A 19,779-nucleotide genomic window follows, 5' to 3' on the forward strand; every position below is an offset into this window, starting at 1 on the left:
ATGCCGCTCGCCCAACCCGCCGCCGAAGAAATCCACCCCACCACGCGCAAGGCCCTGCGCGCCTGGCTGCTCAAGCACCATATGCGCGCCGGCGGCCTGTGGCTCGTGTCCTACAAGAAGGCCACGGGCAAGCCGCGCATCGACTACGACGAAGTCGTGGAAGAACTGCTCGCCTTTGGCTGGGTGGACAGCAAGCCCAACACCCTGGATACCGAGCGATCCAAGCTCTGGATCGCGCCGCGCAAGGCTGGCAGCGGCTGGAGCGGCGTGAACAAGCGACGCATCGAAAAGTTGCTGGCTGCCGGCCAGATGCACGAGAGCGGCCTGGCCAAGATCGAAGCGGCCAAGGCAGACGGTTCATGGACCCGGCTGGATTCCGCCACCGCGCTGGAGCTGCCAGCGGATCTGCTGAAGGCCTTCAAGGCATATCCGAAGGCCAAGGGCTGCTTCGAAGCCTTCCCGCCCAGCACCCGCCGCGCGATCCTCGAATGGATCAGCCAGGCCAAGACCGAGGCCACCCGCAACAAGCGCGTGGAAGAAACGGCGCGGTTGGCGCAGGAGAACGTCCGGGCGAATCAGTGGCGGCAGGCGGCGCGCGGCTAACCGGACAAGCCAAAGCGCCGTTCAAGCGCACTGCTGAGGCGAGCGAGCGCCACGGGGTCGCTGGCGCCGCCCTCATCTGCCCGAGCCCGTAGTGCGCGGGCGAAAGACCAGATCGGTGCGCCTTGTGGCAGATCTGGTAGCGCGCGTATCGCGTCGTCGAGTTCCGGGTAGGCCGCCACGCGCCCTTCGACAAACTCAAGCAGATCGCTGTCACCAGACTCGATCCCCAGCGCCATGAGTTCGATAGTGAGTGCGAGCCGCAAGGCCGGTTCCACGTGGCCAAGCGCCCAGCGGTTGGCGCTCGCGACAAGTGCGTTGCGCGAGGAAACGGCACCCAGCAGGTGCTTGATCTCATCCGGAGACGAAAGCGCGTGCTGCGCAGCAATCATGTCGTCGCGCAGGACATTCTCCCAAGCCCACAGCCGAAGCCCACGATCAGACATTTCGCATCCAGTCGGCGGTGCCAAAAAACGCCTGCATCAAGCGCTCCTGCAGCGGCTCGGGCAGGGATTCGTCCTGCATCGCCAGCCCCATGCAGGCCAGCCACTGATTACGTTCGCTTTCGCCGATGGGAAATGGCAAGTGCCGCGCGCGCAGACGGGGGTGGCCAAAGCGGTCGATGTAGTGGTTCGGGCCGCCCAGCCAGCCGCACAGGAACCAGAAGAGCTTGTCGCGCGAACTGTCCAGGGTGTTGGGGTGCAAGGCGCGGATGCCGGCGAATTGCGGCTCCAGGTCCATCAGGTCGTAGAACCGATCCACCAGCGCGCGAACCGTGGCCTCGCCGCCGAGCAGCTCAAACGCCGTCATTTGGGTGGCCGCACCCTGCCCCGGCTGCGAACCTTCGCTCACAGCGCCTCCCGCAACGTGACCACGGGCGGCGCGTTGATGGCGCGGCGCACCGCCCACCAGCCGCCAGCCAGCGTGACGATCACACCCGCCACGATGGTGCTCGCCGCCACCATCGGCGACGGGATGTAGGCGAAGTTGAAGCCATAGCGACCGATCAGGAAGGCCAGCACGCTGGCCCCCGTGGCTGCCAGCAGCCCGGCAATCGCGCCGATGATGGCGAACTCCCAGCCGTGGGTGGCGCGGATCTGGCCGCTGTCACCGCCCAGGGCGCGCATCACCGCAGCCTCGCGCTTGCGTTCATCGCGCGTGGCGGTGGTGGCCACAAACAGCACCACCACCCCGGCCGCAAGGGCAAACAGGAACAGGAACTCCACCGCGCGAATCACCTGATTGAGCACGCCCTGCACCTGCGCGATCACATTGCGCGTGTCCACCAGTGTGATGTTGGGGAAGAGCTTGACCGCGGCCTGGAACTCACGCGCCTTGGCATCCGGCACGTTGAAGGAGGCGATATAGCTCTTGGGCTGGTTGCCAAAGGCGCCTGGCGTGCTCAGGGAGAAGAAATTCACCTTGAAACTGTCCCACTGCACGTTGCGGGTGCTGGTGATCTTCACGGTCACGCGTTCACCGGCTACATCAAACGTCAGATCGTCGCCGAGCTTGAGCTTGAGCGTGTCCATGATGCCGGTTTCCATGCTGGTTTCCATGCTATCCGGCTTCTGCCAGACCCCGGCAGCCAGGGTGTTGTGCGCTGGCAGCGTGGCCGAATAGCTGGCGTTGAACTCCCGGTCCACCAGGCGCTTGGCGCGGTCATCGTCAAAGTTGTCCGGGCCGATCGGCTGGCCGTTGCGCTCGATGAGGCGCGCGCGAATCATCGGCTGCAGATCCGGCGCAGGCAGACCGAGGTCCGTGACGAACTTCTTGAAGGGCTCGACCTGATCGGGCTGCACGTTAATCACGAAGCGGTTGGGCGCATCCGTGGGCACGGCGCGCTGCCAGGCAGAGATGAGGTCGCCACGGATAAGAACCAGCAGCGCGATCGCCATCAGGCCGACCGACAGCGCCAGCGTCTGCACCACCACACCCTGCGGGCGGCGGGCGCAGGCGGCCAGGGCGCTGCGCAGCGCAAAGCCCGGCGCGGTGGAGCGAAAGCGCGACAGCATGAGCGTGGTGCCGCGCACGATGAGTGCAAACACCAGGCAGCCCACCGCAAAGCCGCCGGCCACGCCCACCGCCAGCTTGGTATCCCGAACGGACAACACCAGCAGCGTGAACACACCGGCCGCTGCCAGCACATAGGCCAGCAGCGTGCCGCGGGCCAGCGGCACCACGTCCTTGCGAATGACGGCGAGCGTGGGCACGTTGCGCAGCTGCATCACGCGCGGCAGCACCACGCCGGCGGTGAGCACCGCGCCAATGGCCATGCCCACCAGCACCGGGCGCAGCGTGGGGGGTGGCAACTCCACCCCCACCAGCCCGGCGAGCAGCCAGGCCAAGACCCAGTGCACGCCCCAGCCGATGGCGGCACCCAGCGCGCAGGACAGGATGGCCACCACCGCAAATTCAATGGCCAGTGTGCTCATGATCTCGCGCCCGTCCAGGCCGAGCGCGCGGCGGATGGCGATGCCGTTCTGCTGGCGGTTCACGTACTCACGCGCCGCAAGAAATACGGCCACGCTGGCAATCAGCGCCGCCACGAGCGCGACCAGCGAGAGGAAGCGCTGAGCGCGGTCCAGGGTCTGCTGCATCTCCGGGCGACCCTGCTGCAGGCTCTCCACGCGCTGGCCGCGATCCAGACGCCCTTCCAACAGGCTTTGCCACTGGGTAACGGCGCGCGGCTGGGCTGCATTGCCCGCGGCAAACAGCATGCGCCATTGCACACGGCTGCCGGGCTGGATCAGCTCGCTCTTTTCAAGCTCGGCCTTGTTGAACATGACGCGCGGAGCAAAGGCCGCAAACTGGGCACCGCGGTCCGGCTCGACCAGGATCATGCGCGTGATCGGCAGGTCCAGATTGCCCAGCTGCAGTCGGTCGCCCAGCTTGAGGTTCAGGCTATTCAACAGGCCCTCCTCCACCCAGAGTTCGCCAGGCCTGGGGCCGCTGCGTACCTCGGATTGCTTGCCTTCAGCATCCTGTACGGTCAGTGCGCCGCGCAGGGGGTAGGCGTCGGTCACGCTTTTGGCAGCCACGAGTACGGAGTTTTCGCCGGCGGCGGCCATGCTCGGAAAGCTCACGGTCTCGGCCACATTCAGGCCAAACGCCTGCGCCTGCGGAATCAGCTCAGCGGGCAAGCGGCGGTCTGCGGAGAGGACCAGATCGCCACCAAGCAGCTGCGCGGCGTCGCGCTTGAGCGCCGCCTCGAAGCGGTCCACCAGGAAGCCCACGGAGGACACAGCCGCCACGGCCAGCGCCAGGGCAATGATGAGCAGGCGGACTTCAGCCAGCCGCCAGTCTTGGGCGAAGGCCTGCAGGCCTCGTCGAATCGGAGTCATGGTGAATCAGGAGGAGTGGTTTTGGTCTGGCCGCAAGTCTAGGGCCGCGCCCCACCCCAGCGCGTCATTTAAGGCCGCTGCGCAGGCGGAGAAAACCCCAACCAGCCGCCCACACGGCGCAGAATCGCCCGCACAAAGCGAAACACCCTGGGCACCCACCAGATGCAGAACAGCACAAACAGCAGCAGAAGGCCCAGAAACACCAGCGGGTATTGCCACACCAGCCAGGCGCCGCCCACCACGGTCACGTCTTCAGCCAGCGAGGCGCCCCAGTTGGAGAAGGGCTCGGGGCTGGTGTTGATGGCCGCGCGCGTGCCCGCCTTGGCGGCGTGCGTGCCGGCCGCCAGGGTGCCGCCCACGATTGCCGCGGCCAGCGCCCAGGCGGGGTCCAGATCCGCAATCGCCGCGTAGGCCAGGATGGCGCCGGCCGGTACGCGGATGAAGGTGTGGATCGCGTCCCAGAGGCTGTCCACGCCCGGCGTCTTGTCGGCCATGAACTCCACCACCGCCATCACGCCGCTTGCGCCCAGCACGGCCGGGTGAGCCAGAAGCTGCAGGGCCGGCGGCAACTGCACCCAGCCGGCAAACTGCAGCAGCCCCGCAATGAGCAAGGCCGCGTACAGCCGAAATCCGCTGGCCCAGCCCAGCCCCGCCGCCAGCGCAACCGCTTCCGTGATTCCGAGGTTCATGCGCCAAGCTTAGGCCGCGGCGCCCGTGCTGGGTTGGCACCCGGTCGTGGCAAGCGCGCGACGCCGTGCGGCGGACACGGTTGCACATTCAGATACGGGCCGCAGAGGCGCTGCATGTGGCCGCCTGCACTTTCGGGCAGCTACCGGGAACAGGGCATGAGTAATCCGAGCGCTCGCGTCACGCCGCCGTTACGCTTACGCTGCTCTTCGTCGCGCGTCAGCCACCTCGCGCAGCGCATGGTGCACCTGCACCGATGCCTGCTGCGAACATCACGGGCTCCTCGTGCCCGGCGCCGCGCTGTGTTTTTAGGGGGATAGATCATGTCAGCACGCAATCCACGTCGATTTGCAGCACTGTCCGCGCTCCTGGGCGCGCTGCTGCTCACCGCCTGCCAGGGCACCATGCCGCAAATGGGCGCCGGCGGCACCACCGCCACCGGCTCCGCGGGCGGCGCCGATGCCCAGAACGCCAACAAGCAGCTCGAAAAGTGCGACGAGACCCTGGGCACCGTGGCGCTGGACGAAGACCAGACCGCGCCTTGGTGGTTCTCCGCTCGGGACCGCAAGCTCGGCTCCACCGTGCCGCTGCTGCGCCTGATGATCCAGCAGAGCAACTGCTTCGTGATCGTGGAGCGTGGCCGCAGCTTCAACAACCTAGAGCGCGAGCGCAACCTCGCCCGCTCCGGCGAACTGCGCAACAACAGCTCCATGCAGCAGGGCCAGATGGTCGCTGCGGACTACATCATCAAGCCCGAGATCGTGTTCTCTGAAAAGGGCACCGGCGGCATGCGCGGCGGCATCGGAACAGGCGCGCTGGGCGCCATCACGGCCATCGCCGGCAGCATCCGCGCCAACGAGGCCACCACGGTGCTGCTGATGATCGACACCCGCTCCAGCGTGCAGTTGATCGCCGCGCAGGGCAGCGCCAAGAACTATGACTTCGCCGGCATGGGCTTCCTCGGCGGCGGCGCAGGTATCGCCGGCCTGGGTGGCTACAGCAACACGCCCGAAGGCAAGGTGATCACCGCCGCCTTCATGGACAGCTACAACCAGGTGGTCAAGGCCGCACGCAACTACCGCGCGCAGACAGTCAAGGGTGGCCTGGGCACCGGTGGCCGCCTGGGTGTTCAGGGTGGCAGCACGCCGGCCGGTCAGGCCGTGGGCAATCCGCCCCAGAAGAAGTAAGCACCCTGTATGCAGTAGCGAGGTCAACGGCCGGATCTTCCGGCCGTTTTCTTTGCAGACCTGAAATGCCAGACCCAGCATTCATGCGGCTTTCCAGACCAAAATGGCTGAAGAACCGCATGGGACAAGCGGGAACCCGTCTGGGCGACCCCGCACTTCGCGCGACAGCCCAGCCAGCAACGTGCCGGCATCGCGCCACCTCCGGAGGAAAACCATGCACCACCGCCAACCATTCGCCCCGTTCAAGCGCAGCGCCCTGCCCCTGGCGCTGATCGCCGCGCTCACCCTGCTCGCCGGCTGCGACCGCGCCAAGGAAGCCGCTCACAGCGCGCAGGAGAAAGCCAGCGCCGCGCTGGACGCCGCACGCAATGTGGAAACCGGCAAGGGCGGCAGCGTGGTCACGGGCAGCGCCGGGCCGGACGGCGCCAAGGGCGAGGCCAAGAGCCTGGTCAAGTGTGACGCGCCCATCGCCGTGGTGGCCGTGAGCGAGAACCCGCGCGGCTACGCCTACGCCACCAGCGGCCGCTACCCCAACCTGCCGGAGAGCCCCGTGCCACTGATCCGCCTGATGCTGCAGCAAAGCGGCTGCTTTCGCGTGGTGGACCGCTTCATCGGCCTGAATGCCACCAAGCAGGAGATCGAGCTGCAGAACGAGGGTCTCACGCGCAAGAACAGCACCGTGAACCCCAAGGGCAAGGTCTACGAAAGCCAGTTCACCATCATCCCCAACCTGGTGTTCAGCGAGAAGAACGCCGGCGCGGCCATTGGCGGCGTGGTCAGCCAGATTCCGGGCGTGGGCCAGTACGCGGGCGCGCTGTCCGGCGTGAAGTTCGCCGAGGCGCAGATCACCCTGTTCGTGACCGACAACGAAACCACCGAGCAGGTGATCGCCGCCGAAGGCGCCGCGCGCGCCACCGACATGGGCGTGGGCGGTCTGATCTTCGGCCGCCTCGGCGGCGCCGGCGGCCTGGGCTGGGGCAACACCAACGAAGGCAAGGTCGTGGCCGCCGCCATGCTGGACGCCGTCAACAAGGTGGCCACTCAGGCGCAGAAGATCGTCGCGAAGGAGCAGCCGCCGGCGAGTGTGCAGGTGAAGAAGGGCTGAGGAGCCAGGCGTTGATCCTTTACGTGGACGTTGACGACACCCTGATCCGCTCCGTCGGCGCCAAACGGATTCCGATGCCGGGCGTGGTATCGGAACTCAGGCGCCTTCACGCGCAAGGCGCGGAGCTTTATCTGTGGAGCTCCGGCGGGGCTGAGTACGCGCGGCAGTCGGCAATTGAGCTGGGGATTGAAGGGCTATTTGTCGCGTTCCTGCCCAAACCTACGGCCTACATCGACGATCAGCCGGTGAGCGAATGGCGGCAGTGCGTGCATGTGTATCCATCACAGGCGCAGCAGCTCGCTGCCCCTAATTCACCGGATGCCTCGTAGTTCGATGCCTACCGGTATCCCTCCGTACAACTACGACCTACGCGGTTGGGCGTTCGATGTTTTCGTCGACTTCATCTTCAACCGACCGCCAGTCCCACCAGCGCCACGCAATGGCGTGGAGCCTTGGTACTACGGCTTGTCCCTCATGTTCGATGAGCGGGAGCTGATCGGTCAGTACATCCGACTGTTCTCAAACCCGAAGTTCCTGATAGATCGCTTTTCAGACGACCAGCTTGAGAGCGGTTTCTGGGCAATTCACGGTGGCGCGTTCAATGCGGCGGCGTCCCACCTGACCTTCGAGCAGGGCATTCCGTTCGAGGTCCGCGAGAGCTTCGTGCGCTCGATGTACCACCTCTACGCAGACCTGTTCGCAGACCATCCGCTCGATAGCGCTCCCTACATGTGGTGGGACTCGTTCGCGTATGACTGGCACGCGGGTGGACGAGTCCGCGAACGCGGCGGCGAGGATTTACTGATGCAAGAAGTGATGTGGGAGACGCTGCAGCGCATCCTTGCGCTACCCCAGGAGCATTGCCAGATGGCGGCGCTGCACGGCCTCAACCATTTGCATCACCCGGATACAACATCGCTGATCAATGTATTCCTTGAACGCAACCCCCACGCAAGCGACGAACTGAAGGAATACGCCGTCCTGGCAGCTAAGTTCCAGCACATGTAGTGTGCGCAACCAAAGAAAAACGGCGCCGCTTTCCCAAGCAGGCGCCGTTTTCATTTCAACCGCCAGCCATCCCTCAGCCGGCGGCAAGCCAGATCACTTCGGCAGGTTGCCCACCACGCCTTCGACGAGGTAGTTCATCTTGCCCATGGAGGCGTCGTCCATGGCGCCCTTTTCCCACACGACCTTGCCGGTGTTGTCCTTGACCGGGCCGGTGAAGGGGTGGAACTTGCCGGCGACGATGTCAGCCTGGCGGGCTTCGATGGCCTTGCGCACGTCCGCGGGCACATTCGCGTTCCAGCCGTCGAGCTTGATCATGCCGGCCTTGATGCCGCCCCAGGTCTGGCTGGTCTTCCAGGTGCCAGCGAGCACTTCGCGGGCGGCCTGGGTGTAGTAGTCGCCCCAGTGGTGGGTGACGGCGACGATCTGGGCCTTGGGGCCGAACTTGCTCATGTCGCTGTGGTAGGCCACGGCGCGGATGCCGCGCTCTTCGGCCACGGCCACCACCGCGGTGGAGTCGGTGTGGTGGGTCAGCACGTCGGCCTTCTGGTTGACCAGGGTGGTGGCGGCGTCACGCTCCTTGGGCGGATCGAACCAGCTGGCCGTCCAGACCACGCGCACTTCGGCCTTGGGGTTGACCTCGCGCGCGCCGCGGGTAAAGGCGTTGATGCCCTGCAGCACTTCCGGGATGGGGAAGGCGGCCACGTAGCCGATCACGTTGCTCTTGGTGGTACGGCCAGCGGCCATGCCGGCGAGGTAGCGCCCTTCATAGAAGCGGGCGTTGACGGTGGCCACGTTGGGCGCCGTCTTGAAGCCGGTGGCGTGCACGAAGCGCACGTTGGGGAACTGCTGGGCCACGCGGATGGTGGGGTCCATGAAGCCGAAGCTGGTCGTGAAGATCAACCCGGCGCCGGAAGACGCCATCTCGCGGATCACGCGCTCGGCGTCCGCCCCTTCAGTCACCTTCTCCACGAAGCGGGTGGTGACCTGCCCCTTGAGCGCCTGCTCCATCTGCAGGCGGCCGCGGTTGTGCTGGCTGGTCCAGCCGGCGTCGCTCACCGGGCTCACGTACACGAAGCCGACGGTCATGGGCGGTTTGGCACCGGCGGCCGGGGCTGCGGCAGGCGCTTGCGCGGCCACGGAGAAACTGGCGGCACCGAGCGCGGCGGCCAGCAGGCGGATCGTTTTGTTCATTCAGCGGGCTCCAGAAAAACGATGGCCGCGGCGGGATGTGCTGGATCCTGCGCGGCCTGTAATGGAACTGAAATTTTATGCAGCGCAACACGCGCCGCCGGGCCGCATGGTGAAAGCCCTAGGCGCGGTTAACCCTATGAGCCGGGTCGATCAGGCGTTTGGCGTGAAGGGTTTGCCCAGACTGGCCGGCATGTTCAGGCGGATCCACTGCGGGTTGCGGGAGATCAGCACCAGCACCAGGATGCAGGCCAGATACGGCAGCATGGACAGGAACTGCGCCGGCACCTGCACGCCCAGACCCTGCAAGTGAAACTGCAGCATGGTCACCGCGCCGAACAGATAGGCGCCAACCACCACGCGGCCCGGCCGCCAGGTGGCAAAGGCGGTGAGCGCCAACGCGATCCAGCCGCGCCCGGCCACCATGCCCTCGACCCACATCGGTGTGTAGACCGTGGAGAGATACGCGCCCGCCATGCCGCAGAAGGCGCCGCCCACCGCCACGGCCGCGAGGCGGATGGCGCGTACCTTGTAGCCCAGGGCGTGAGCGGATTCCGGGCTCTCGCCGATCGCACGCAGCGTGAGGCCGGAGCGGGTGCGGAACAGCCACCAGGCGGCCAGTGCGGTCATTGCCATGGCCAGATACACGCCCCAGTGGTGGCTGAAGAAGGCCTTGCCCACAACCGGCAGGTCTTCCAGCCCCGGCACACCCTTGGCGGGTGCGGCAAGGTTCTGGCCCACAAAGCCCTCGCCTACGAAGGCACTCAGGCCCACGCCCAGCAGCGCAAAGGCCAGGCCGGTGGCGTATTGGTTGGTATTGAGATAAATGGCCAGGAGGCCAAAGAGCGCGGCCATGGCGGCGCCGGTGAGTGCCCCAGCACCGAAGGCCAGCGCCGTGCCCGCACCGCTGCCGCCAAAGTGCAGCGCGCAGGCAAAGCCGGCCACGGCGGCGACGAGCATGATGCCCTCCGCCCCCAGGTTCACCACACCGGCCCGCTCATTGATGAGCAGGCCGATGGCGGCCAGCAGCAGGGGCGTGCCGGCGTTGAGCGAGACAGCGATGAGCGCCGCGAGCGTATCCATCAGCGCACCTGCCGCTCAGATGGTGAAATCAATTTCGGCCAATTTTCTGAAAACATGCAATCGCCAGAAGATTGGCTGCAAACATGCGGAAAGTCGCTTTTGATCGATTGAAAATAAATCATTTTTGGCCAATCAAGGCGCGCGCTGAGGACCCACCGATCCCGATCCAGCGCAGCCGGCTGTGGATGAGCGTGTCGCAAGCCAGCAGGCAGATCAGCAGCAGGCCCTGGAAGATGCCGGTCAGTGCAGCGGGCAGACCCAGGCGGCTCTGCGCCAGCTCGCCGCCGATGTAGAACATGCTCATCAGCAGCGCCGCCAGCACCACGCCCACCGGATGCAGCCGGCCCACAAAGGCCACGATGATGGCCGCAAAGCCGTAGCCCACCGACACATGCGGCGTGAGCTGCTTGAGCGGCCCGGTGGCCTCCACCACGCCGGCCAGCCCGGCAAAGCCGCCGCTGACCAGCAGCGCCGTCCAGAGCGCAGCGCGTGACGAAAACCCGGCATAGCGCGCCGCCAGCGGCGCCAGCCCGCCCACCTGCATCTGGAAGCCGGCATAACTGCGCTGCATGAACAGCCACACCACCGGCACCAGCAGCAGCGCCAGCGCAAAACCCAGGTGCAGGCGCGAGCCCTCCAGCAGCAGCGGCAGGCTCGCCGCGGGTTCGAACATCTTGGTCTGCGGGAAGTTGAAGGCCATGGGGTCTTTCCAGGGCCCGAACACCAGGTAATTGAGCAACTGCTGCGCCACGTACACGAGCATCAGGCTTACCAGGATCTCGTTGGCGTTGAAGCGGTCCCGCAGCAGCGCCGTGATGGCCGCCCAGGCCATGCCGCCCGCAATGCCCGCCAGCAGCACCAGTGCCAGCCAGCCCTGCCCGGCCTGTGGCCCGAGCTGAATCGCCAGCCAGCCGCCGCCCATGGCCCCTGCAAGAAACTGCCCTTCTGCGCCGATGTTCCAGACATTCGCCCGGAAGCACAGCGCCAGGCCGAGTGCGCACAGGATCAGCGGCGTAGCCTTCACGGCCAGCTCCGTGAGCGCGTAGCGGCTCTTGATCGGCTCCCAGAAGAAGGTGGCCAGACTCTGCAGCGGGTCCTTGCCCAAGGCGGAGAACAGCAGCGCGCCAATGAGGGCCGTGAGCAGCACGGCGACCACGGGCGAGGCCCAGGCCCAGCCGCGCGAGGGCACGGCACGGGGTTCAAGCCGCAGCATGGGCGGCCTCCGTTGTTGATGCGGCGCTCCACAACCCGCTCATCCACTGGCCGATCTGCTCGGTGTTGGCCTCGCGGGTGGTGATGCTGGGGGACAAGCGACCACCGGCCATCACATGCAGGCGGTCGGTCAGAGCAAAGAGCTCGTCCAGCTCCTCGCTGACCACCAGCACGGCACAGCCGGCGTCGCGCAAAGCGAGCAGTTCGCGGTGGATCTGCGCCGCAGCGCCCACGTCCACCCCCCAGGTGGGCTGCGCCACCACAAGCACGGCCGGCTGGCTGCTGATCTCGCGGCCCATGATGAACTTCTGCAGGTTGCCGCCGGACAGGCTGCGCGCGGCAGCACCGCTGCCCGCAGCCTTGACGCCGAAGCGCTGGATCACCTCCGCTGCCAGGCTTCTGACGGCGCCCCAACGCACCCAGCCGGCGCGCAGGGTCTGCGGGGTGCTGCGCGTGAGCAGCAGGTTGTCGTTCAGCGCGAGCGTGGGCACCGCACCGCGCCCCAGGCGCTCTTCCGGCACGAAGGCGAGGCCCGCTGCACGGCGCCGCTGCGGCCCGAGGTGGGCCACGCCCTGCCCGTTCACGGTGACGGCATCCGCATCCAGCGTGCGCGGCAGCGGCTGCTCGCCCGACAGCGCGGCAAGCAGCTCTGCCTGGCCGTTGCCGGACACGCCGGCAATGCCGACGATTTCGCCGGACCGCACTTCAATGCTCACGTTCTGCAGTGCGACACCAAACGGCCCGCTGGCAGCGAGGCTCAAGCGACGCACCGCCAGCGCCACTTCACCGGGCGTGCGGTCGTGATGCTCCAGCACCGGCGGCTCGGTGCCGATCATCAGGCGCGACAGACTCGCCGTGGTCTCTTTGCGGGGATCCACCCGACCCGTCACCCGCCCGCCACGCAGAATCGTGCAAGCGTCGCACAGAGCCTGAATCTCGTGCAGCTTGTGGCTGATGTACAGGATGCTGCAGCCCTCGGCGGCCAGCTGGCGCAGAGTGACGAACAGGCGCTCCACCGCCTGCGGCGTGAGCACGGAGGTCGGTTCGTCCAGGATCAGCAGGCGCGGATTCGTGAGCAGCGCGCGGATGATCTCGACGCGCTGGCGCTCACCCACCGACAGGGTGTGGACGGCGCGCGCCGGGTCCAGCGGCAGGCCGTAGCGCTCACCCACCTCGGCCACGCGGCGGCTGATGCTGGCAAGGTCCTCCTGCCCGTCCAGGCCCAGCCAGACGTTCTCGGCCACCGTGAGCGTGTCGAACAGCGAAAAGTGCTGGAACACCATGGCCACGCCCTTGGCCCGAGCGGCGCGGGGGTCGTGGGCGCCCAGGCTCTGCCCGTCGATTTCCATCTGGCCGGCGTCCGGCTGCACGGCACCGTAGATGATCTTCATCAGCGTGGACTTGCCCGCGCCGTTCTCGCCCAGCACGGCATGGATCTCGCCGGGGGCCACGGTGAGGTCGATGCCGTCGTTGGCCGCCAGGCTGCCGTAGCGCTTGGTGATGCCGGAGAGGAGGAGCCGCGGTGCAGTCATGTTGACGTTCTGATGAAGGCGCGGATTGTATTGAGCGGCCCTGGGTCAGCCTGCCGCAGGACATTCCCGCAGGCCCGCAGCGCGCTTTGCTGCACCACGCCTTGCAAAGGCGCGGGTCGGTGTGTTCAATCGGCCGGCTGTTGTTGATTCGTCTCCAAGAACAAAGTTGTCGGCCTCGCCTCTGCAGCGAGACCTCGCCTATCCCGGCAAGACCCTGAAGGCTGTACGCGCAAGGCGGCAGCCCGCCACAACGAGGAGGAAGACATGTCCGTGTCCGTCAACATCACGGTGAACGGCAAGGCCGCGGCCGCGCAGATCGATCCGCGCATGCTGCTGGTGCAGTTCATCCGCGAGCACCTGGCCCTCACCGGCACCCACGTGGGTTGCGATACCGGCCAGTGCGGCGCATGCACCGTGCTGGTCAACGGTCAGGCCGTGAAGGCCTGCACTGCGCTGGCCGTGCAGTTCGACGGCGCAACCGTCACCACCATCGAAGGCCTGGCCAAGGCAGACGGCACCCTGCACCCGATGCAGGAAGCCTTCCGCCAGTGTCACGGCCTGCAGTGTGGCTTCTGCACCCCGGGCATGGTCATGAGCGCCGTGGACCTGTGCAACAAGCAGCCCAATGCCAGCGAAGGCGAGATCCGCCACATGCTCGAGGGCAACATCTGCCGCTGCACGGGCTATCACAACATCGTCAAGGCTGTGCAGCAGGGTGCTGCCGGCATGCGCGCCTAAGGAGCTGGACATGGGAGCCACCGAATCCACCATCGCCAACGGCATCGGCGCGCGCGCACTGCGCAAGGAAGATGCCCGCTTTCTCACCGGCACCGGTCAGTACACGGACGACATCGTCCTGGCGCGCCAGAGCTATGCCTTCTTCGTGCGCTCGCCGCATGCGCACGCCACCATCACCTCCATCAACACGCAGGCCGCGGCCGCTGCGCCCGGCGTGATCGCGGTCTACACCGGCGCGGATGTGGCCGCCGACAAGATCAACGGCCTGCCCTGCGGCTGGCTGATCACCAGCACCGACGGCACGCCCATGAAGGAGCCGCCGCACCCCATCCTCGCGCAGGGCAAGGTGCGCTATGTGGGTGACCATGTGGCGATGGTGATTGCCGAGACCCTCACCCAGGCGAAGGACGCCGCCGAGCTGGTCGAGGTCGACTACGAGGTGCATGACGCCGTGGTGGATGTGCGTGACGCAGCCGCAGGAAAGGGGCCTGCGATCCACGACGCCGCGCCCGACAACAAGTGCTACACGTGGGCGCTGGGCGATGCCGCCGCGACGGACGCCGCGTTTGCCAAGGCCGCGCACATCACCAAGATCGACCTGATCAACAACCGGCTGGCGCCCAATGCCATCGAGCCGCGCGCCGCCAACGCGGTGTATGACCGCGCGGGCGACAGCTACACGCTCTACGTCTCGAACCAGAACCCGCACGTCGAACGCCTGCTGATGACGGCGTTTGTGATGGGCCTGCCCGAACACAAGGTACGCGTGGTGGCACCGGATGTGGGCGGTGGCTTCGGATCCAAGATCTATCTCTATGCCGAAGATGTGGCGCTGACCTGGGCCGCTAAGAAGATCAACCGGCCGGTGAAATGGACGGCCGACCGCTCCGAGGCCTTTCTGTCCGATGCGCACGGCCGGGACCATGTGACCCATGCCGAACTCGCCATGGACAAGGACGGCAAGTTCCTGGGCTTGCGCGTGCATACCCAGGCGGCGATGGGTGCGTATCTCTCCACCTTTGCCTCGGCCATCCCGACCATCCTGTACGCCACGCTGCTGGCAGGTCAGTACACGACGCCGGCCATCCATGTGGTGGTGGATGCCTACTTCACCAACACCGCACCGGTAGATGCCTACCGCGGCGCGGGCCGGCCGGAAGCCACCTACCTGCTAGAGCGCATCGTCACGCGCGCCGGCTGGGAGCTGGGCTTGAGCCAGGACGAGATTCGCCGCCGCAACTTCATCACCAGCTTCCCGTACCAGACGCCCGTGGCCCTGCAGTACGACATTGGCGACTACAACCAATGCCTGGAGCGTGCCATCAAGCTGGCCGACATCGCGGGCTTTCCGGCGCGGCAGGCCGAGGCCAAGGCGCGCGGCAAGCTGCGCGGCATCGGCTTGTCCAGCTACATCGAGGCCTGCGGTCTGGCGCCTTCGAACATTGCCGGGGCGCTCGGCGCGCGGGCCGGCCTGTTTGAAGCCGGCGAGATTCGCGTGCACCCCACGGGGAGTGTGACCGTTTTCACCGGCAGTCACAGCCACGGCCAGGGGCACGAGACCACCTTTGCGCAGGTGGTGGCCAGCAAGCTCGGCATTCCCTATGAGAACGTGGATGTGGTGCATGGCGACACCGGCCGCATCCCCTTCGGCATGGGCACCTACGGCTCGCGCAGCATCTCGGTGGGCGGCGCAGCCATCATGAAGGCGCTGGACAAGGTGATCGCCAAGGGCAAGAAGATTGCCGCGCACCTGCTGGAGGCCAGCGACGCGGACATCGTGTTCGAGAACGGCGAGTTCAAGGTGGCTGGCACCGACAAGAAAAAGGCCTTTGCCGAGATTGCGCTCACGGCCTACGTGCCGCACAACTACCCGCTGGACAAGCTCGAGCCCGGCCTGGACGAGACCGCCTTCTACGACCCCACCAACTTCACCTACCCCGCCGGCACCCACATTGCCGAGGTGGAGGTGGACCCGGACACCGGTGTGGTGCAGGTGGTCAAGTTCACCGCAGTGGATGACTTCGGCACCATCATCAACCCGATGATCGTGGAAGGCCAGGTGCATGGCGGGCTGGCCCAGGGCATCGGCCAGGCGCTGCTGGAGAACTGCGTCTATGACCGCGACAGCGGCCAGCTGCTCACCGGCAGCTACATGGACTACGCCATGCCGCGCGCCGACGATCTGCCGAGCTTTGATGTGGACACGGTGGTGACGCCCTGCACCCACAACCCGCTGGGCACCAAGGGCTGCGGCGAGGCCGGGGCCATCGGCTCGCCACCGGCGCTCATCAACGCCGTGCTGGATGCACTCAAGCCCCTGGGCGTGAAGGACCTCGACATGCCGGCCACGCCGCTGCGCGTGTGGTCTGCCATCCAATCCGCCAGGGCCTGAACCGGGAGAACACGCATGTACGCATTCGAATACACCCGCGCCGGCACGGTCGCCGAGGCCGCATCCAAGATCGGTGGCGGCAAGTTCCTCGCCGGCGGGCAAAGTCTGGTCGGCGCCATGAAGCTGCGCCTGGCGCAGCCCGGCAACCTGGTCGACCTGGCCGGGGTCAAGGAACTCGTTGGTATCTGCATGGATGGCAACGACGTGGTGGTGGGCGCCATGACCCGCCACGCCGATGTCGCCGGCAACGCAGATGTGCAGCGCGCCTGCCCTGCGCTGGCCGAACTCGCCGGCGGCATTGGCGACCGGCAGGTGCGCGCGATGGGCACCATCGGCGGGTCGCTCGCCAACAGCGACCCTGCCGCCTGCTATCCGGCGGCGGTGCTGGGGCTGGGCGCCACCGTCGTCACGCACAAGCGGCGCATTGCGGCGGACGACTTCTTCAAGGGCATGTATGAAACCGCGCTGGAAGAAGGCGAGCTCATCACCAGCGTGCGCTTTCCGAGTGTGATGAAGGCGGCCTACATCAAGTTCGTGAACCCGGCCTCGCGCTTTGCGCTGGTGGGCGTGTTCGTCGCACAGACCGCAGGCGGCGTGCGCGTGGCTGTGACGGGCGCGGCGGGCTGCGTGTTCCGCGTCAAGGACCTGGAAGCCGCGCTGTCCAAGAGCTTTACAGCCGACGCCGCCAAGGCGGTGAAGCTCTCCGCGGACGGCCTGAGCGGCGACCTGCATGCCACGCCCGAGTACCGTGCCCACCTGATTCCGGTGCTGACGGCGCGGGCGGTAGAGGCGGCGAGCAAGCGCTGAGGCCCGATTGAGCGAACCGGCCGCCACAGCCCGGGGGGCGCCGACGAGTGTCGACGCCCTCTCCACCCTGCTCGACACCCACGACTACCTCGCCAGCCGCGCGCTGGCCACCACCGCCTTTCTGGCGCTGAGCCTGGGCAAGCCCCTGCTTCTGGAGGGCGAGGCCGGTGTGGGCAAGACCGAGATTGCCAAGACCCTGGCGCGGGCACTGAACAAGCGCCTGGTGCGCCTGCAGTGCTACGAAGGTCTGGACACGGCGAGCGCCGTCTACGAATGGAACGTGCCGCGCCAGCTGATGGAGATTCGTCTTGCGGAAGCGGCAGGCGAAAAAGACCGCGAGGCCTTGTCACGCGGCATCTACCAGCCGGCTTTCCTAGAGAAACGCGCGCTGCTGCAGGCCATCGATCCACCCGAAGGCGAAGCGGCCCCCGTACTCTTGATCGATGAGCTGGACCGGGCCGACGAGCCCTTCGAGGCCTATCTGCTCGAGTTGCTCGCGGAGTATCAGGTGACGATCCCGGAGCTGGGCACGGTGCGCGCCAGGGAGCGGCCGAACGTCATCATCACCAGCAACCGCACGCGCGAGATCCACGATGCATTGCGCCGGCGCTGCCTGTACCACTGGGTGGACTACCCGGACACGGCGCGGGAACTCGCGATTCTCAAGCGCAAGCTGCCCACCCTGCCGGCGGCGCTTGCGCAGCAGGTCGTGACCTTCAGCCAGAAGCTGCGCGCCCTCGATCTCTACAAGGCGCCGGGCATTGCCGAGGCGATCGACTGGGCCGAGGCGCTGATCGCGCTGGACGCTGCCGCGCTGGACCCCGAGGTGATCTCCGACACGCTCGGTGTACTGCTCAAGTACCAGGACGACGTGACCGCCCTGAACCGCGAGCGCATTGCCGAGCTGCTGGGCTGAAGCGCCATGCTCGTCCAGCTGCGCGGCACCGAGAAGCTCGCCGAGAACATCGCCTACTTCGCGCGTACCCTGCGCCGCGCGGGCCTTCCGATGGGCACGGGGCAGATCCAGGACGCGCAGGCCGCCGTGCAGGCGGCAGGCATCGAGTCGCGCGAGGTCTTCAAGGCAGCGCTGGCCGCCACGCTCGTCAAGCGCCATGAACATCTGCCGGTGTTCGAGCAGGCCTTTGCCGTGTACTGGCAGAACCCGCGTCTGGCCGAGAAGATGATGCGCCTGCTGCTGCCCACCATCTACGGCCGCACCAGCCCCACCGAGCAGAAGCGGCCCGACCTCTTTGCCCGCGTGCAGCAGAGCCTGCGCGCCCCACGCCCGCAGGCGCCGCAGCTGCCGCAGGAGCAGGAAGAAGTACAGCTGGACGCCGCGATGAGCCTGTCGCCGCGCGAGCTGCTGGCGCACAAGGACTTCGAGAGCCTGAGCCTGGATGAGCTGGCCACCGTGCGCCGCGAGCTGCGGCGCATGCCCCTGCCTGCGCCCTTGGCCGCCAGCCGCCGCCCGCGCCCGGCGCGCGCCGCGCAGGCCCATGCCCGGGTGGATGCGCGCAGGACGCTTTCGGGCATGACGCGTACGGGCGAGCTGGCGCAGCTGGCGTGGCGCGCACCGCGCCCGCGCCGCCGGCCGCTGGTGGTGCTGGCCGACATTTCCGGCAGCATGGACCGCTACACCCGGCTGCTGCTTCTCTTTCTGCACCGCCTGGCCAATGACGACGCCCGGGTGGAGGTGTTTCTGTTCGGCACGCGCCTGACGCGCATCACCCGACAGCTGCGGCAGCGCGATGTGGACGTTGCCCTGGCCCGAGCCGGCCGTGCGGCGCCGGACTGGGCTGGCGGCACGCGGCTGACGAGTTGCCTGACCGAGTTCAACCAGCGCTGGGGCCGTCGCGTGCTCACAGGCGGGGCGCTGACCCTGCTGATCTCTGACGGGCTGGACGCCGAGCTGGCCGATGAAGCCGGCATGGCACCGCTGGGCGCCCAGGTGGAGCGCCTGGCGCTGTCCAGCCACCGCCTGCTCTGGCTCAATCCGCTGCTGCGCTATGCGGGCTTTGAGGCCAAGCCACTCGGAGTGCGCGCAGTCCTGCCCCACGTGCACGCCCACCTGCCGGTGCACAATCTGGCCAGCGTGGCGCAGCTGGCGCAGGCCATCGAGCAGCTGCGCCACCGCGCCGCTTCACCCGCGTTCCCATTGCGACAGGACCCCCGACCATGAAGATGTCGTCCGCCCGATTTGTGCCCGCGCCGCAGCAGGCCGTCTGGGATGCGCTGAACGACCCCGAGGTGCTCAAGGCCTGCGTGCCCGGCTGCGAGTCGATCGAGCGCGTCTCAGACACCGAACTCACCGTGCAGATGACGGCCAAGGTCGGCCCCGTGAGCGCCAAGTTCAAGGGCCGCATCACCTTGTCGGACGTGAACCCACCCACCAGCTACACCCTGGCCTTTGATGGACAGGGCGGCGTGGCCGGCTTTGGCAAGGGCAAGGCGGCCGTCACGCTGTCGTCGGCCATCGAGGGCGGCACCAAGGGCACACAGCTGGCCTACGACGTGGACGCCCAGGTGGGCGGCAAGCTTGCGCAAATCGGCAGCCGGCTGGTGGACGGCGCCGCAGCCAAGATGGCCGATGACTTCTTCGAGCGCTTCTCGGCGCGCTTCGGCCCGGCGCCGGGAACGGAGGCAGCCGGCGCCGACGCGCCGGCCCCCGCCCAGCCAGGCGCTGCAGTACCGGCGGGCCTGTGGGGCCGCTTCACGGCCTGGTTGAAGCGCCTGTTTGGGGCCTGAAGATGCGGCTCTGCACAGATTCTGTCCGATACTGATCTTTATTGCTCTTGCATTGCAGATGTAAATGCCTGAAGAACGGCTATAGAAATGCGGAAAGTCGCATCTAGCAGATTCTTTTTGTTCTTGGCCGATTTTGACGATCCACTACGCA

19 protein-coding genes are annotated in these 19,779 nt (G+C 67.0%); 11 read left to right on the forward strand and 8 right to left on the reverse strand.

Annotated elements, in window-relative coordinates:
* Positions 1 to 603 carry a YdeI/OmpD-associated family protein gene (locus ACMDW7_RS09465; RefSeq protein WP_377301186.1) on the forward strand — a complete coding sequence of 201 codons (603 nt, stop codon included), beginning with the start codon at positions 1 to 3 and terminating at the stop codon, positions 601 to 603.
* Here ACMDW7_RS09465 and ACMDW7_RS09470 read toward each other — a convergent pair.
* The 4 genes from ACMDW7_RS09470 to ACMDW7_RS09485 all read right to left on the reverse strand — a co-directional run bounded on the left by ACMDW7_RS09470 (position 600) and on the right by ACMDW7_RS09485 (position 4,621).
* Positions 600 to 1,046, reverse strand: coding sequence for a hypothetical protein (locus tag ACMDW7_RS09470; RefSeq protein ID WP_377301184.1), 447 nt, complete (start codon positions 1,044 to 1,046; stop codon positions 600 to 602). The genes ACMDW7_RS09465 and ACMDW7_RS09470 overlap by 4 nt on opposite strands.
* Positions 1,039 to 1,410: a group II truncated hemoglobin gene (locus tag ACMDW7_RS09475; protein ID WP_377302531.1), complete on the reverse strand. Its 372-nt coding sequence runs from the start codon at positions 1,408 to 1,410 to the stop codon at positions 1,039 to 1,041. The genes ACMDW7_RS09470 and ACMDW7_RS09475 overlap by 8 nt, the downstream gene beginning before the upstream one ends.
* A 38-nt stretch (positions 1,411 to 1,448) precedes the next feature.
* Positions 1,449 to 3,944, reverse strand: coding sequence for an ABC transporter permease (locus ACMDW7_RS09480; RefSeq protein ID WP_377301182.1), 2,496 nt, complete (start codon positions 3,942 to 3,944; stop codon positions 1,449 to 1,451).
* Positions 3,945 to 4,012: 68 nt separating this feature from the next.
* Entirely contained in the window at positions 4,013 to 4,621 is a 609-nt protein-coding gene (locus tag ACMDW7_RS09485; RefSeq protein ID WP_377302529.1) for a DUF4126 domain-containing protein, read from the reverse strand.
* 333 nt (positions 4,622 to 4,954) lie between these two features.
* Between ACMDW7_RS09485 and ACMDW7_RS09490 the strand changes: the two genes are divergently transcribed.
* The 4 genes from ACMDW7_RS09490 (at position 4,955) to ACMDW7_RS09505 (ending at position 7,931) form a co-directional block, all read left to right on the forward strand.
* Positions 4,955 to 5,818 (forward strand): CsgG/HfaB family protein, encoded by an 864-nt coding sequence (locus ACMDW7_RS09490; protein WP_377301180.1) that lies wholly within the window; start codon positions 4,955 to 4,957, stop codon positions 5,816 to 5,818.
* A 214-nt stretch (positions 5,819 to 6,032) separates the two neighbouring features.
* Entirely contained in the window at positions 6,033 to 6,923 is an 891-nt protein-coding gene (locus ACMDW7_RS09495) for a CsgG/HfaB family protein (RefSeq protein WP_377301178.1), read from the forward strand.
* A gap of 11 nt (positions 6,924 to 6,934) precedes the next feature.
* Positions 6,935 to 7,252 (forward strand): DUF705 domain-containing protein, encoded by a 318-nt coding sequence (locus tag ACMDW7_RS09500; RefSeq protein ID WP_377301176.1) that lies wholly within the window; start codon positions 6,935 to 6,937, stop codon positions 7,250 to 7,252.
* Positions 7,253 to 7,388: 136 nt separating this feature from the next.
* Positions 7,389 to 7,931 (forward strand): hypothetical protein, encoded by a 543-nt coding sequence (locus tag ACMDW7_RS09505; protein ID WP_414859536.1) that lies wholly within the window; start codon positions 7,389 to 7,391, stop codon positions 7,929 to 7,931.
* Between the two features lie 93 nt (positions 7,932 to 8,024).
* Here ACMDW7_RS09505 and ACMDW7_RS09510 read toward each other — a convergent pair whose 3' ends face one another.
* The 4 genes from ACMDW7_RS09510 to ACMDW7_RS09525 all read right to left on the reverse strand — a co-directional run bounded on the left by ACMDW7_RS09510 (position 8,025) and on the right by ACMDW7_RS09525 (position 12,946).
* Entirely contained in the window at positions 8,025 to 9,122 is a 1,098-nt protein-coding gene (locus ACMDW7_RS09510) for a BMP family ABC transporter substrate-binding protein (RefSeq protein ID WP_377301172.1), read from the reverse strand.
* Between the two features lie 150 nt (positions 9,123 to 9,272).
* Positions 9,273 to 10,202, reverse strand: coding sequence for an ABC transporter permease (locus ACMDW7_RS09515; RefSeq protein WP_377301170.1), 930 nt, complete (start codon positions 10,200 to 10,202; stop codon positions 9,273 to 9,275).
* Positions 10,203 to 10,320: 118 nt separating this feature from the next.
* The gene (locus ACMDW7_RS09520) at positions 10,321 to 11,415 is read right to left on the reverse strand and encodes an ABC transporter permease (RefSeq protein ID WP_377301168.1); all 1,095 of its coding nucleotides are present in this window, start codon (positions 11,413 to 11,415) and stop codon (positions 10,321 to 10,323) included.
* Complete coding sequence (locus tag ACMDW7_RS09525; RefSeq protein ID WP_377301166.1) at positions 11,402 to 12,946, reverse strand: ABC transporter ATP-binding protein; 1,545 nt, start codon at positions 12,944 to 12,946, stop codon at positions 11,402 to 11,404. Before ACMDW7_RS09525 ends, ACMDW7_RS09520 begins: the two co-directional genes overlap by 14 nt.
* Positions 12,947 to 13,216: 270 nt before the next feature.
* Between ACMDW7_RS09525 and ACMDW7_RS09530 the strand changes: the two genes are divergently transcribed.
* From ACMDW7_RS09530 to ACMDW7_RS09555, 6 genes are read left to right on the forward strand one after another with little or no spacing between them, the layout of a single operon-like run.
* Positions 13,217 to 13,684 carry a (2Fe-2S)-binding protein gene (locus ACMDW7_RS09530; protein WP_377302527.1) on the forward strand — a complete coding sequence of 156 codons (468 nt, stop codon included), beginning with the start codon at positions 13,217 to 13,219 and terminating at the stop codon, positions 13,682 to 13,684.
* 10 nt (positions 13,685 to 13,694) lie between these two features.
* Positions 13,695 to 16,076 (forward strand): xanthine dehydrogenase family protein molybdopterin-binding subunit, encoded by a 2,382-nt coding sequence (locus tag ACMDW7_RS09535; RefSeq protein WP_377301164.1) that lies wholly within the window; start codon positions 13,695 to 13,697, stop codon positions 16,074 to 16,076.
* A 15-nt stretch (positions 16,077 to 16,091) separates the two neighbouring features.
* A complete protein-coding gene (locus tag ACMDW7_RS09540; RefSeq protein WP_377301162.1) occupies positions 16,092 to 16,883 on the forward strand; it encodes an FAD binding domain-containing protein in 792 nt (263 codons plus the stop codon).
* Positions 16,884 to 16,890: 7 nt separating this feature from the next.
* Positions 16,891 to 17,799, forward strand: a complete 909-nt coding sequence (locus ACMDW7_RS09545; RefSeq protein ID WP_377301160.1) for an AAA family ATPase — start codon at positions 16,891 to 16,893, stop codon at positions 17,797 to 17,799.
* Positions 17,800 to 17,805: 6 nt separating this feature from the next.
* Complete coding sequence (locus ACMDW7_RS09550) at positions 17,806 to 19,062, forward strand: vWA domain-containing protein (RefSeq protein WP_377301158.1); 1,257 nt, start codon at positions 17,806 to 17,808, stop codon at positions 19,060 to 19,062.
* Positions 19,059 to 19,628: a CoxG family protein gene (locus ACMDW7_RS09555; protein ID WP_377301156.1), complete on the forward strand. Its 570-nt coding sequence runs from the start codon at positions 19,059 to 19,061 to the stop codon at positions 19,626 to 19,628. Before ACMDW7_RS09550 ends, ACMDW7_RS09555 begins: the two co-directional genes overlap by 4 nt.
* Positions 19,629 to 19,779: the final 151 nt, after the last annotated feature.

The sequence above is a fragment of the Piscinibacterium candidicorallinum genome, assembly GCF_047549485.1.
GTDB classification, from domain to species: Bacteria; Pseudomonadota; Gammaproteobacteria; order Burkholderiales; family Burkholderiaceae_C; genus Piscinibacterium; species Piscinibacterium candidicorallinum.

Bases quoted from the DNA above. Each gene is read 5' to 3' on its own strand.
- ACMDW7_RS09465 (WP_377301186.1), top strand. From the start codon at position 1: ATGCCGCTCGCCCAACCCGCCGCCGAAGAAATCCACCCCACCACGCGC.
- ACMDW7_RS09470 (WP_377301184.1), bottom strand. From the start codon at position 1,046: ATGTCTGATCGTGGGCTTCGGCTGTGGGCTTGGGAGAATGTCCTGCGC.
- ACMDW7_RS09475 (WP_377302531.1), bottom strand. From the start codon at position 1,410: ATGACGGCGTTTGAGCTGCTCGGCGGCGAGGCCACGGTTCGCGCGCTG.
- ACMDW7_RS09480 (WP_377301182.1), bottom strand. From the start codon at position 3,944: ATGACTCCGATTCGACGAGGCCTGCAGGCCTTCGCCCAAGACTGGCGG.
- ACMDW7_RS09490 (WP_377301180.1), top strand. From the start codon at position 4,955: ATGTCAGCACGCAATCCACGTCGATTTGCAGCACTGTCCGCGCTCCTG.
- ACMDW7_RS09495 (WP_377301178.1), top strand. From the start codon at position 6,033: ATGCACCACCGCCAACCATTCGCCCCGTTCAAGCGCAGCGCCCTGCCC.
- ACMDW7_RS09510 (WP_377301172.1), bottom strand. From the start codon at position 9,122: ATGAACAAAACGATCCGCCTGCTGGCCGCCGCGCTCGGTGCCGCCAGT.
- ACMDW7_RS09515 (WP_377301170.1), bottom strand. From the start codon at position 10,202: ATGGATACGCTCGCGGCGCTCATCGCTGTCTCGCTCAACGCCGGCACG.
- ACMDW7_RS09520 (WP_377301168.1), bottom strand. From the start codon at position 11,415: ATGCTGCGGCTTGAACCCCGTGCCGTGCCCTCGCGCGGCTGGGCCTGG.
- ACMDW7_RS09525 (WP_377301166.1), bottom strand. From the start codon at position 12,946: ATGACTGCACCGCGGCTCCTCCTCTCCGGCATCACCAAGCGCTACGGC.
- ACMDW7_RS09535 (WP_377301164.1), top strand. From the start codon at position 13,695: ATGGGAGCCACCGAATCCACCATCGCCAACGGCATCGGCGCGCGCGCA.
- ACMDW7_RS09540 (WP_377301162.1), top strand. From the start codon at position 16,092: ATGTACGCATTCGAATACACCCGCGCCGGCACGGTCGCCGAGGCCGCA.
- ACMDW7_RS09550 (WP_377301158.1), top strand. From the start codon at position 17,806: ATGCTCGTCCAGCTGCGCGGCACCGAGAAGCTCGCCGAGAACATCGCC.
- ACMDW7_RS09555 (WP_377301156.1), top strand. From the start codon at position 19,059: ATGAAGATGTCGTCCGCCCGATTTGTGCCCGCGCCGCAGCAGGCCGTC.